The organism is Vibrio maerlii, assembly GCF_003415655.1.
Classification (GTDB): domain Bacteria; phylum Pseudomonadota; class Gammaproteobacteria; order Enterobacterales; family Vibrionaceae; genus Vibrio; species Vibrio maerlii.
On sequence record NZ_QRHC01000002.1, the window covers coordinates 470,503 to 483,681 of the forward strand.

Here is a 13,179-nt window from a genome sequence, read left to right on the forward strand (position 1 = left end):
TGAATGCAGGACTCTCTACTCAATTCGCTGATTTATATTAGCCGCTACTATGGCTTGGCTAACTCTCCTGAAGCGTTAATCAACGGCTTGCCACTCTCTGATGGTAAGCTCACTCCCTTCTTGTTTCCCCGCGCTGCAGAGCGTGCTGGTTTGGTGGCGAAAGAAAACCGCACCGATATAAACAAGATCTCGGAGCTCGTGCTACCCGTAGTTTTACTGTTAAAAGATGGGGATGCATGCGTTCTCAATAGCTTCGACAAGGAAAAAAACGAGGTTGAGGTCGTCACCCAGGAGTCGGGCTTGGTGCCAATCAGCATGCCACTCGAAGAGCTCAATCAACAATATGTTGGTCGATACTTCCTGGTCAAAAAACAGTTCCGCTATGACGAGCGTTCTCCTGAGGTACTAAAACCGAAAGAGGGACACTGGTTCTGGAGCACCCTGTTTGCCTCAAGAAGAATCTACCGTGATGTATTCATCGCTTCTATCCTGATCAACCTGTTCGCAGTCGCAGCACCGATGTTTACTCGGTTGGTGTATGACAAGGTGGTACCGAATTTAGCATTCGAAACCTTATGGGTTTTGGCATCCGGTATTTTTATCGTTTTCATCTTCGACTTAGTTCTGAAGTTGATGCGCAGCTACTTCATCGATGTCGCCGGTAAAAAGTCTGACATCCTGATTTCTTCCAAGCTGTTCAGTAAGGTGATGGGGATTCGCATGGAATCTCGTCCACCGTCTGTAGGAGCATTTGCCCGCCACCTACAAGAGTTTGAGTCGATTCGAGAATTCTTCACCTCAGCAACCATTTCATCCTTGATTGACCTGCCTTTTGCCATCTTGTTCCTTGCTCTTATTTGGCTAATGGCGGGAGACTTGGTCTATGTGCCTATCGTTGGTGTCAGTATTCTGATTATTTACTCTCTGTTAATTCAGGGACCACTGAAACAAAGCATCGAAGAAGGCTCTCGCCTCGCCTCGCAAAAATACGCCAACTTGATTGAAAGTATTGCCGGACTAGAAACAGTGAAGCTGTTTGGCGCACAAAGTCAGTTCCAATATCGCTGGGAAGAAGCGGTGGCGCATATGTCGAACTGGAACATCAAGAGCCGCCGGATTACAGACAGCGTACAAAACACCGCAGGCTTCGTTCAGCAAGCGTGTAATGTGGGTATGGTGGTCTTTGGTGTATATCTAATCGCAGAGGGTGAGCTCACAATGGGAGGCTTGATTGCAGCAACCATGCTTTCTGGCAAAGCGATTGGTCCTCTGGTGCAACTTTCTCTTCTATCGACTCGATACAACCAAGCAAAATCAGCCATGGTTATCATCGAACAAATCATGGACATGCCAGATGAGCAAGTTGAGGGGCAACGTTATATCCACCGCCCTATTATCCAAGGCAAGATTGAGTTGGATAAAGTGACATTCCACTACCCTGAAGCGCCAACGGCGTCTATCCGTGATGTCAGCCTAACGATCAATCCTGGAGAGAAAGTAGCCATCATTGGTCGAATTGGTTCCGGTAAGACAACCTTAGAGCGGCTCATCATGGGGCTCTATAAGCCTACAGAGGGGCATGTTCGTGTTGATGATACGGATATTGCCCAGCTGCATCATATCGACGTACGACGCAATATAGGCTGCGTACCACAAGACAGTAACCTGTTCTTCGGTTCGATTCGTGAGAACATCACTTTAGGTCGTCCTCTAGTCGACGACCGAGACGTATTGGATGCAGCAAATAGAGCTGGGGTAACCAGTTTCACGCAACAAGATCCAGCAGGGCTTGAACGCCAAGTAGGTGAAGGTGGATCTATGCTATCCGGTGGCCAGAAACAATCTATCGCTATTGCGCGAGCGTTATTGGGTCGCCCACCGGTTCTCTTAATGGATGAACCGACGAGTGCAATGGATAATCGCTCAGAGATGCACATCAAGCACCAGTTGGGACAATTGAAGTCCAATGAAACCCTGATTCTGATCACTCACAAAACGTCGATGCTCGATATCGTAGACCGCGTAATTGTCATGGAGAAAGGCTCAATCATTGCTGACGGACCTAAGCACCAAGTATTGACTGAGTTAAGAAAAGGCAATGTGAAAGCGGCGAATGCATAGCCCCTATTGATCTAAACGGATAGATGACTCCAATATAAAAAAACCTAACCAGATGACTCATCGGTTAGGTTTTTTACTAGGGTCTGTTGACCTTTCGTGGTTAAATTTTGTTCGAGATAAAATCATTTTAGGCGCGGCAAGGGGTGTGTAGCCTAGTCATTCTAAGTAAATACCCCTTAACAAAGCATAAAACGATTTTTGCGGGGACGCCTAGTTCGAACCCTTCGGGCAGCGTTTGTGCTTCATTTCTACTGCGTTATCGGCTTCTCATGTAGGCTAGCTACACATCAAAGCCTCTGCCTTGTGGAAATTTCCCACAAACTGCTGCAAAAACCAGCTCTAAAGGTCAACAGACCCTAAATACTGAACTACTTTTTGGGTTTAAACATCACCTTCGGTTTCAACCATAGAAGTAAGAGTGATTTTGTATTGGTCAAAGCCAAACACACTTGGACCATGGGTTTTCTTAGTCAGTACCTGTTCGTTACCAAAGAAAACATTAACTCGAGTGAATACTTTGTCTTTGGCTGTCACCAATGTGTTTTGCAGTTTGTAATCAAACTCAGCCTGAACCCTCTCAAGCTGAAGCTTCAATTTATCAAGAGCGGTAACCAGTTTCGCTTTGCCAGCCATCATAGTTTCATAGGCTTCTACATCTCGCTCGCTCTTAGGTGTCTTCTTGTATTCCATCTCCTTGCGGATGATGTCCATGATGTCCGTTTGAAGCTCACCATTTTTATTTTTTAACTCAGCGAGTTTCTCTTTATATTGCTCATAACGAGAAAATGCCCGAACACGAGTCATTGTATCGCCTTCAACACCAAGTTGAAGACACGTTACGAATCCGCCAACCGTACTCTCTCCACCACTTAATGTGCCATGCTTTTCAGAAGCATCGAGGACAATCAGATTACCACCACAACGAATATCGTTGTTCATGCAATGCAAAGAGAGCTGAACATCACTATGGCTTTGTAGCATAGAAAACTGCGCATAATTTGCGGTGATTTTACCACCCGATAAGACCTTACAGCTAAACTCGCCTTCCTCATGGTTACTATGTCCAATAATGCCCTTACCCACGAGAATATCACCCTGAGCTTGTACTTCAGCTGATTCAATGAAACCACCGACAGTGATGCTGCCGGTCGCCTTAACTATCATGCCTGGCTCGATATCTCCCGAGACCACAACACAACCTTTAAACTTGACGTGGCCTGTCGTTGCATCAATTTTTGATAGACAAAGGGCATTGTCGACCTCTGCGCCTGTTGGCCTGATCTTTGGCAGGCCAGCCTCGGTCGCAATCAGAATATTTGGGTTCTTAGAGCTTACCGCCGTTCCCTTGCCCGGTTTTAACATAATCTCTTTACCCGCAACGGGTAGGATTATCTTCCCTTGAACGGTATAGCCCGGCTCACCCTTGGTGGAGGGTACTCGTCGAATCAAGGGATCATTGGCCGCTACGGTGATAGTTTCACCAAGGTCTCTCATATCGACTTTGTCGGTATCTTGATTCTCGGTTTGCGGCTTAAGAACTTGCTTAGTGATGTCTTCTACAAGTGGTTGAAACTGCGTATCTTTACCTTGGACGGCAGGTTTGCCTTTTGCGACTGGCTGAGAAAAGTTATCACCCGCTCCTAGCTTATGACTCATCATCAGCACTTTCTTCAATGCCAGTTTATTGATGCCTTTTGTTACATGGGCTTCAGAGAGGGCTTGCATAATTTCAGCACCACTCAACCCTTTACCACCATAAGCACCGACAACATGCATGACGGCCAACATATCCTCTTCAACTAGCTCGATCGACAACTGAGCATTTTTTACATAAGCCACCGAAAACCCGTCAAATGCAGCTTTCGTTTGCTCCTTGCATGCATTGATAAAATTAAGTGCAGCCTTCTCATCAAAGAAGTAATGCGCCGCCCCTAATTCCTCAATAACAGGAAACATATCGTCGGTATTAAGCGCACCGACGATATCTAGTTCTGGAGTTAATGTTGCAATCACTTGTTGCTTGTCGTCAGACAGAGAGAGTATTTCTTGCCACATATTAATAGGTCACTCAGAAAGGGAGTTCAGTCTATCTAAAAACCTCAACGGTTACAGTAGTGATTGACTAATATTAGGCTTAAGTCACGCTGATTTACACTGTAAATAATGACTTATCTAGTTTCGAGGTATGAATCCAATTTACACTGTAAAGTGATCTAAAAGTTGGCCAATTTCAGTTCTAAAGCGCTGCTCTGCTTGCTTCTTTCCTGTCAGAGCACTACCTATAATAGCCTCATTCCAAGCCTTTTTTTTAAGTACACGATTAATAAACAAGCTTGATAGCGTAGCAACTGTGGTTTCATTTATGAGTTTACCAAACAAGTGCGCGCATGAGTCGTAGCTATTCCCCCCCTGAGAGTAGTGACTCAATAGACTTATTTCAAAATCCGTCAGAGCTTCATAAGCTGAGTTAGATAACAAACAGACTAGTAAATCGGGCTCTAATTGAGATAGCGAATTAGCAAGCAAAGCAAGAATGTTATGCTCGAAGTGATGAGACAAAACCGCAGCCCACTGATGACAAACGTCATTGTTAGCTTTGACCATCATAATGGAATAGCAACCACTCGCACCATCTCTCTGAGTGCCGAGACGCACCGATAAAAAACCCGCCCTACGCCAGAAGTTTGCCAGCTCAGTTGTTACGCCAAAAGAGGTCGATAGATAAGCAACTTTCGACTCACTGGTTAGCTTGTTCAGCATCCACTGCCCTATCCCTTGTCCTTGACAGTCAGGATGAACAGCAATCCTTGAAACACGCAGTGAAGACTCGGTCGCAGCTTGAGTAATGCCGCAATGGTTCGCAATTGCCGCGGCCACTAGATGTCCCTTAGGGCGACGCCGACCGAGTTGAATGTCAGCAACAAGCTCTGGTGCTAACTCTCCTTCCCTAATCGTCAATACACAGCCAACAAGCCTTTGTGACCCATTATTGAACTGACAAACACTCAATTGATAGCTTTCATCGTCCAGCAACAGTAACAAGTCATTCGGAGTCGTTTGATAGTGCGCATTGATAAGCAGTGCAAAAACACGGCGTGAAAAGTCTATATCGTCCAAAAGTTCTTGTTTATCAACCCTGCGCCAGGTTAACTGCGATATTTGTATTGGTACATCCGACAGTAGCTCTAGCTCAGCATCAAGAAGCATCGCGCGATAATGCCAACTCTCTAGCGGGTCGTGACGAGTCCAGCGAAATGGCGCATCAAGATGCTGTTCACTCGTCCCTGGTCTGTGTATTTTTAGCCAGGTCAGAAACTTTAGCGTAAAACCGCGACCACAACCCTCGTAGCCATGAATGGTTGTTGAGAACACGATGCGATGATAACGCTCTACCATCGCCTTTAGCATCGGTAGAGGGATAGCAGATGCCTCATCAACCAATAACAAATCACACTCAGGTTGGCTCAACAACAACTCATCTGGCGCTATAAACTCTAGACTGGAATCACCTGCCACTATCTGGCTCTTCGACTTTAATGCCGCACTCGGCTCGACTCTGAGAGCATGAGAAAATACCGGCTCAACATTTGCAATTTTTGGTGCCGTAACCAAGATTCGCATCTTACGCTGCATAAGGAGTTGCCCAGCTGCAATCCCTAGTGAACTGCTTTTCCCTCTACCTCGGTTGGCAGTGAGAACCAGTGGGCGCTTTCTATGGCCGTTGAGTACTTTTTTGATATTATCTACAGCTATTTGTTGCTGGTGTTGAGCGTTAACAACATCACCCTCACGGGTAACGTACGGCAATAACGGAAGCTCTTCTCGCTGCTCAATAAAAATAAGCTCGGAGAATACTTGCGTAACCCATTGTTGGCTGAACTCCCCTAGCCCCTCATCGAAGCCAACAACAAACAGTAAACCGCCCCCCACAAGGGTTCCAATAGCGGCAGAGAAACTATTGGCATCATATCCTTCAGAGAAATCACAAATCAACACTTGGCACTCTTGGCCAAGCAAAGCCAGCCCTTTATGTGCTGCGACACAGGTAATATTCTCATGCTCAACCGTCTGCGCTTTCCCTCCCAACTGGAAAATCGCCTCAACACTATCGACATTAGCCCGTAAGTAATCAGTCAGCGTGTCATGTTTCCAAGCGTTATCGCCCTTTAGCACCACGCCAAAACGGCAGAAATGGTTAGCAGCAAGAGCGGAAAGTTCAGAAAGATAGGCTTGATACATAGTTGAGAGTCTTTGATTAAGGAATAAATCATAATAGCAGAAACTCAATCTCCTCGAACAAAAGAAAAAGCCGCGAGATGAACTCTCGCGGCTTTTGAAAGATAAGTAGCTTACTGCTCGAAATAGTTAGTCTAGTTTTGACTTAATGAAATCAAGAATTTCCTGCATGGTAGCATCATCGACTTTCTTCATATTCAAAGAAACATTACTCCCTTTGCGTTGGTATGAAGCGCGGCCCTTAACAAGTTCAATCTTGTTTGCAGATGCAGATTTCTTTGAAGGCAAAAGCTCAGTAATCCAAGCCTCAAGTGTTTCCGTCACTTCTTTAGTCAAGCGAGCAACACCTTGTGCTTCACTGCGTTGCCATACGAATTTCTCACCCTCACCACATTGCTTCAGTAGCGTATTTTGTTGCTCTTCGGTCAATGAGAAATACTGTTTGTGCAGCTTAACAATCGTTGGACGGCCTAAATCACTAACATTCGGGTAAGCCTGCAGAAGCTCTAATGGAAGTGCCGCTGCTTTTAATGCGCCGCTTACCAACGCCTCGCTACACTGAAAGATTTTCGCTAACGATTTCTGGTCTTCAGCTTCACCACTATCAAGCTTTGCTTGCATCTCTTTACCTTTCTCGTACAGAGAAAGCGGTTTATGAGAGTTCGCGACGTCTGACATGAACTTAGCATGTTTCGTATCAATCTTTTCAGCTACATAGATCATGAACTCGCGTTCAGCGAGGATACATGCCATACGACGGCGGCTACCATCTAGGACTTCAATTTTACCTTGATCATTCTTCCGCCCAATTGCAGGGTATTGCTGACCATGCTCACGTAATGAAGTGAGTACGTCGGACAAGGCATGTTCGTTTAAAAAGCTTTGCTCACGCGCATTCTCTTCAAAAACGACGGTATCTGACACCACCTTATCAGCAGGAACACGAACCAGTTCAAACGAGACCATCTCCTCCCCTGCTACCGCTAAATCAATAAACTGTGCTTGTTCTTTTACCGCTTCCTGCGCTTCAGCAGGTGTCGTTGCACGGCGCTTATTCGCTTTACCAAATAGCTTTGCGTTTAGATCTGATGTTTTAATAGCCATGAATGATTACCCTTGATTCAGTGAAGACCAGTTGCTGTGAAGAACGCGCTCAAGTTCAAGTGCGCTTTTTTGTACTGCATCTTGTGCAGTAGCTAGGGTCTTCTTACCCCCTTCAAAGTCGCCTGCCGTAAGATCAAATACTGTGCTGTAAGTATCTGCACAGGTTTCAAATGCACGACTGCGTGGAATCGTCGCCATCATCACTTGATCACCAAGCAGGTAGTTCATCTCGGTCAATACCGATACCTGCTTCTTGTTATCATCCTCAAACATGGTTGGCATTAAACGTACAAACTCAAGGCCATTCCAATCTTCAGGGAACATTTCATAAACCGTTGGTAGATGCTGGAAGAAGTTCACCGTAGATGCCCAATCAAGACGCTTCGCAGCACATGGAATAAGCAAAGCATTAGAAGCAAACATCGCATTCCATACTAACGGGTCAACATGAGGACCGGTATCAATCATAATGACATCGAAATCATCAGCAATCTTATCGATCAGCTTCTCTTTCAGTAGACGAACGATATCAAGTGATTGATTCTGAGAAAGATGTTGCCACGCTTCCGCATTGAACATTGCATCTTCGGGGAACGCCGAAATAGTCTTCAGGTTCGGATATTGGGTTGGGAGCAGAACGTTTTTGTGTAGAAACTCTTTGTCCACATCGACATCTTCTGGAACGTTATCCAACATAACATCGACAGCAGAATAAATGTTGTCGTGTTCAGACACGCTGATCTGAGGATTCAAGAACAATCGTAGAGAGCCCTGAGGATCGAGGTCGATAAGACAGATGCGGTAGCGTTTATCAAGGTTCAATGCCATACAAGCCGCTAAGTGTACTGCCGTCATTGACTTGCCAGTACCACCTTTTTGGTTTTGGACGTTAATCACCCATGGCTTGTTATCACCATTTTTCTTGCGCTGGTGGAATTTATCGACACCAGCCGCATCCATTAACATATGCGCTTCTTGCAACGAAATAGAATAGTGATTGGCGTTGTTCTTTGTAAACTGGTGCCCGTCTGCTTCCATTTTACTGATCGCATCATCTAACTTACGACGCGTTAGGCCAGAACGAGTTTCCATCATTGCCTTAGACATTGGTGGGAAATGCTCGTCACTACGCTCTTCTAAAACAATCTCAATACGGTCAGCCTGAACTTGTTGTGTCTGTTCAGCCAACTGGTAGAGATTTTCAATCGTTGCTTCTCTCTTCATTATCTCGTTCCATCAAAAGCGAATATAAAGTCAATTGTACACCTTAAAACAAAATATACAATAAAAAGGTGAACATATAAGATTAGACACAAATCACAAATAAAAGTGCTTTTTACCTAAAATTGACAATATATAACACATAAGGTGGATTAAATTTATCTGACAACTACGAGTGAAGTTACAAAAATTTAAAATAGCACAACGTCACTTATTTACATTGTAAATCAAACTCATCTGAACGGAACGATTGAAGGTCATCACTATTTTACGGTCTATGTCACTTTAATCTTTAATCAGGCTATAAAACGAACAAATAAATCAAACGAGACTGAAGTTTGCAATTCGGAACAATGATCAAGGTAATAGTGGAGCGCTAATTCATCCACAGAACAGGACTCTAAGGAACAATGATCAAGGAATTTGTGATCAATCATGGAGAATCGTCAGTAAGGAGAAAAAGATCCTTTAATCCGGAACAATGATCAAGTGTAATAGCGCACCGGAAGCATGAGTTTATTAGACTAAATTACGGTGAAAGGTAGATAGAACGGGCAACTGACTATGGTTAGCTCCATTGAATGCTGAACACAGTCGATATCCGTTCAATCGAATTTACCACGAACAATCATGATCATGCTTTCGAGTATACGTTAGACATTGGCCAGTAATAACCATAGCTCGGTCTTTTCCATTCGACTTAGTTAGGTTGAGTAAGAAATAATCAAAGCTCACCCAGATTGCTAACTTAGCAAAGCGGAATGATGAACACCCTTGATCATCGTTTCGTAAAACAGCGGAAAGGAAGAAGAAATCATTGGATCAAGTAAAACACAGCTGTGGATAAGCTGTATGAACATTTTGATCATGCTTTCATATTCGGCTTGATCATTGATACCAATATTCATGATCATGCTTTGGTAAGTTATTGATCAGTGTTCCTGGATATCATTGATCATGCTTCAGGTGATTGTATGATCATGCTTTCGGATGGTTAAAAATTTACTCTTTTATATACAGTAACTTAAAAGCAAAAACCTCACCAGATCAATAGATCATATAATCAATTTAGATCATATAAATCAAAAAGATCAGTTTAAAAGAAAACATCTTTTTCTTTCTTTATGATCTATTTTTCTTTATCTTAGGAAAGATAGTCACATTACGGCTAGTGTAATTTGGATTTAGGATGAAATCAGACAACAAGATCTTAATAAAAGCGCCTCGAAGTCATAAAGATGGTCACCTCTTTGAGGTTTCGGATAGCGCGATTGATTGGATAGAGCAGTATCAACATTTCAAAGGTGTCACCAAGAGTATTGTTGAATTACTTAATTTGATTTCACTTCAAGGCTTCTCAAGTAAAGATGGTTACGTATCAACTACAGACTTGGTTGATGCGACTGGTGGTCAGTTAACAAGAGCGGCCATACAACAAAGACTGCGCTCAGCTGTCAATATTGGTTTATTTGCACAAGTCCCCGTTAAGTTTGAAGAAGGCTTAGCAGGAAAAACAATGTTGCATAGGTTCGTAAACCCGGCTCAACTGATTTCTGTTTTAGGCGCATCAAGCCTCGTAACCGAAACGGTAAAACAAACGGAAAAGAAAAAACGTTCTAAAGCGCTTGCTCAAACCAAGGTTAACAAGCTGTTGCTTAATGAGCATGGCCTGAACACACCACCAGCGATGCGTGACGAAGCCGACCAGTTTATCGTTTCACCGACAAACTGGGCCGGGATCATCGATCAAGCCCTTGCACCACCGAGAACACGTAAGAGCTACCAAAAATCCATGGTTTCGATCTCGGGAACCCGCGCAGTGATCGAAACACGATCCTCGAAAAATATCATGACTGTTGATGATCTCATGACGCTTTTTGCCCTGTTCACGCTTACAGTGCAATACCATGAGCACCATCAGGTCGATTATCAGCTCAATGCGAAACAAGTACCCAACAAAACACCGCTGTACATCACGGATATCTTGTCTTTGCGTGGTAAGAAAGACAGTGGTCCAGCTCGCGATTCGATTCGTGACAGTATTGATCGAATTGAGTTTACGGATTTCCAGCTTCATGAGCTTACCGGTCGTTGGTTAAGCGAAAACATGCCAGAAGGCTTTAAGAGCGATCGTTTCCGTTTTATAGCCCGTACCATTACTGCATCGGAAGAAGCACCTTCTGAGGGCTCTGACGGCGCTATACGCATCAAACCGAACCTATACATCTTGGTTTGGGAACCGTCGTTCTACGAAGAGCTGCTCACACGTGATTATTTCTTCCTGTTTCCACCCGAAATATTGAAGCAACACACCTTGGTATTCCAACTCTATTCGTACTTCAGAAGTCGAATGGCACGCCGCCATACCGATAGCTTGTTACTAAGTGAATTAAATCAAAAGCTTGCGCGTAATATTGAATGGCGACGTTTCTCTATGGATCTGATTCGTGAGCTGAAAAAGCTATCGAAAGGCAAGGGGAATGATGAGCTGTTTGTGGTGAACTTATGGGGCTATCACCTCACAATTACCTCACTTGAGGGCAAAATGGCGGACTACCAGGTCGATATCAAGTGTGACGTCGAAGAGGTACTTAGATACTCACGTGCTCGTACTACCAATGCTGGTAAACGTAATATGGCCCCAACACTGCCAAACCCACTGCGTAATGAAATGATCACCAAACAGCAGCTTGAAGAGTTCTCTGAGATCATTGACGGCGAATTTGAGCCGATCCAGCGCAAAAAGAACGCGAACAAAGGCAAATTAGGTCGTCGTGTTAAGCAGAAAAAACATTCGGTAGAGATCAATGCAGATGAACTAACGATTACTCTAACGAAATATACCTCTCCAGAGGCCCTAGAACGCAGTATAACGGCGTTATCTGCAATGACAGGGCATGCACACCATTCGATTCAAGAAGAGTGTCATGAGCTGTTAGAGAAGCTAGATTGGCTACGAGTCGATGGTGAAGTGTTGCCGTATGAAACCTTGAGTAAAACCATTGAACTCTATAATGAGCATCAAGAAAACAAACACTTATCGATTGAGCGGTTGATTTCAGGGTTGGCGATACGTCGTAAAGTGTGTAAACAAATTTTTGAAGGCCATCTAGATGACACGGTATATCGTGTGTTGGATGAGATTGCTGTTTAACGAAATTTAGCTCTAAAGATAATTTGGAATCAAGAGTTAACATGCTTTGCCTAGTAGGAGAAAGTTTGAACAAATCCGCACATTAGCCTGACAAAGCACTGACATAGAGTCAGGGTTCTATGACTATTATTTATCTCGAATAGACAACCTTTGTCCTTTCTGATGAATTTATAGATTGGCTCATATTGTTACATTCATTCTGAATATGTTTTTGCGAGTTCTTTTAGAGCTCGCTTTTTTTTGCCTAAAATTCTTGGTGCCCTTCCAAAACAGTATCAATGATCAGTCTTTACGAAAGCATGATCATCATTTCCTTGATCATGCTTTCGGGCTGAGCTTGATCGTTAGACCTCGTCGTTAATAGCGTTGGTAAGACTGCAGAATCAATATGACACTTACTTGATCATCGTTCCAATTGAGAGGGATTAGGAAATTAGGAGAGGGAATTACTGAGAGTTAGATCTCATTGGTTTTCTTTAGGGGAATCTTTTGAATGTAATGACTTCAGAACCCTTGTGCAAAAGCTAATTGATAGAATTATTGTCTTTCGTTTTGAACTATAACTGAGCTCACATTTTCGAACGCATTTACTTAACATCAAAATGGGCATTTGATACCAATGAGTCGTCCTTGATATGGTTTATTCGGAGGTTCTGATGTCCATTAATTCAATTGATCATGATGAAATGACTGGCATCGCAAACAAGTGGGACTTTATGGACGAAGTTGAAGCACCCAAGGCAAATAAGGGTGTGAAGTCCGCAGAGGCTCGTCGTCGTATTGAACAATTAAAAGAAATACGCGACAGTGGTCTGACTCTTGAGGAAGCAAGAGAACTGGGACTGATTCACTAAGTAGAGCATTTAATTCTGCCAGTGAAGTGTCTAACCAATAGACACAAAGAACACATCGGGTGGCCTAGAGCCACCCTTTATTTATCTATTTATTGACCTTGATAGGGTTAACTTTCGCTTTTCATCCGCCAACCGACTATCTTCTGTGTTATATTTCCACGCCAAAGTGAAGTGTGATTGGATTACTTAATATGTCTATCAATCTATCTAACCTACCTGCCGATGAGAAAAACAAGATTGAGCTTGATAAACAAGCCTCTTTTTTAGTTTGGAAGCTTAAGCAAGCAAAAGCAGGACCGGAAGAAATCACGGAACAACGCAATAAAATCGGTCCAGAACATGAACAGTTATGGTTTGACCAATGCGTTGAAAAGTATAAGCGAATGATGAACGTTGCCTATTAAGGCCGTTATGGTTCATCATTCCTGCAAAAGGCAAATTGAAATGATGCTGCTTTTTGCTAAAATCCTCGCGTTAAATTGAATTCAG

The 13,179-nt window shown here is 43.6% G+C and carries 8 protein-coding genes; 4 read left to right on the plus strand and 4 right to left on the minus strand.

The window, feature by feature from the left end; all coding sequences use genetic code 11:
- The first annotated feature begins 3 nt into the window (after positions 1-3).
- Positions 4-2,121: a type I secretion system permease/ATPase gene (locus DPF91_RS03105; RefSeq protein ID WP_117232959.1), complete on the plus strand. Its 2,118-nt coding sequence runs from the start codon at positions 4-6 to the stop codon at positions 2,119-2,121.
- A 381-nt stretch (positions 2,122-2,502) separates the two neighbouring features.
- Here DPF91_RS03105 and DPF91_RS03110 read toward each other — a convergent pair whose 3' ends face one another.
- From DPF91_RS03110 to DPF91_RS03125, 4 genes are all read right to left on the minus strand, one after another.
- Complete coding sequence (locus DPF91_RS03110; protein WP_117232960.1) at positions 2,503-4,176, minus strand: DUF342 domain-containing protein; 1,674 nt, start codon at positions 4,174-4,176, stop codon at positions 2,503-2,505.
- Positions 4,177-4,317: 141 nt separating this feature from the next.
- Positions 4,318-6,360, minus strand: coding sequence for a GNAT family N-acetyltransferase (locus DPF91_RS03115; protein ID WP_117232961.1), 2,043 nt, complete (start codon positions 6,358-6,360; stop codon positions 4,318-4,320).
- 126 nt (positions 6,361-6,486) lie between these two features.
- Positions 6,487-7,461, minus strand: a complete 975-nt coding sequence (locus DPF91_RS03120) for a ParB/RepB/Spo0J family partition protein (protein ID WP_117232962.1) — start codon at positions 7,459-7,461, stop codon at positions 6,487-6,489.
- A 6-nt stretch (positions 7,462-7,467) separates the two neighbouring features.
- Positions 7,468-8,685 carry an AAA family ATPase gene (locus tag DPF91_RS03125; RefSeq protein WP_117232963.1) on the minus strand — a complete coding sequence of 406 codons (1,218 nt, stop codon included), beginning with the start codon at positions 8,683-8,685 and terminating at the stop codon, positions 7,468-7,470.
- 1,186 nt (positions 8,686-9,871) lie between these two features.
- On the opposite strand from DPF91_RS03125, the gene DPF91_RS03130 reads away from it, so the two are divergent.
- The 3 genes from DPF91_RS03130 to DPF91_RS03140 all read left to right on the plus strand — a co-directional run bounded on the left by DPF91_RS03130 (position 9,872) and on the right by DPF91_RS03140 (position 13,094).
- Entirely contained in the window at positions 9,872-11,836 is a 1,965-nt protein-coding gene (locus DPF91_RS03130) for a replication initiator protein RctB domain-containing protein (RefSeq protein WP_117232964.1), read from the plus strand.
- 656 nt (positions 11,837-12,492) lie between these two features.
- On the plus strand, positions 12,493-12,690 hold the full coding sequence (locus DPF91_RS03135; RefSeq protein WP_117232965.1) for a PA3496 family putative envelope integrity protein: 198 nt from the start codon (positions 12,493-12,495) through the stop codon (positions 12,688-12,690).
- 191 nt (positions 12,691-12,881) lie between these two features.
- Positions 12,882-13,094 carry a DUF3283 family protein gene (locus tag DPF91_RS03140; RefSeq protein WP_117232966.1) on the plus strand — a complete coding sequence of 71 codons (213 nt, stop codon included), beginning with the start codon at positions 12,882-12,884 and terminating at the stop codon, positions 13,092-13,094.
- Positions 13,095-13,179: the final 85 nt, after the last annotated feature.

Bases quoted from the DNA above. Each gene is read 5' to 3' on its own strand.
- DPF91_RS03105 (WP_117232959.1), top strand. From the start codon at position 4: ATGCAGGACTCTCTACTCAATTCGCTGATTTATATTAGCCGCTACTAT.
- DPF91_RS03110 (WP_117232960.1), bottom strand. From the start codon at position 4,176: ATGTGGCAAGAAATACTCTCTCTGTCTGACGACAAGCAACAAGTGATT.
- DPF91_RS03115 (WP_117232961.1), bottom strand. From the start codon at position 6,360: ATGTATCAAGCCTATCTTTCTGAACTTTCCGCTCTTGCTGCTAACCAT.
- DPF91_RS03120 (WP_117232962.1), bottom strand. From the start codon at position 7,461: ATGGCTATTAAAACATCAGATCTAAACGCAAAGCTATTTGGTAAAGCG.
- DPF91_RS03125 (WP_117232963.1), bottom strand. From the start codon at position 8,685: ATGAAGAGAGAAGCAACGATTGAAAATCTCTACCAGTTGGCTGAACAG.
- DPF91_RS03130 (WP_117232964.1), top strand. From the start codon at position 9,872: ATGAAATCAGACAACAAGATCTTAATAAAAGCGCCTCGAAGTCATAAA.
- DPF91_RS03135 (WP_117232965.1), top strand. From the start codon at position 12,493: ATGTCCATTAATTCAATTGATCATGATGAAATGACTGGCATCGCAAAC.
- DPF91_RS03140 (WP_117232966.1), top strand. From the start codon at position 12,882: ATGTCTATCAATCTATCTAACCTACCTGCCGATGAGAAAAACAAGATT.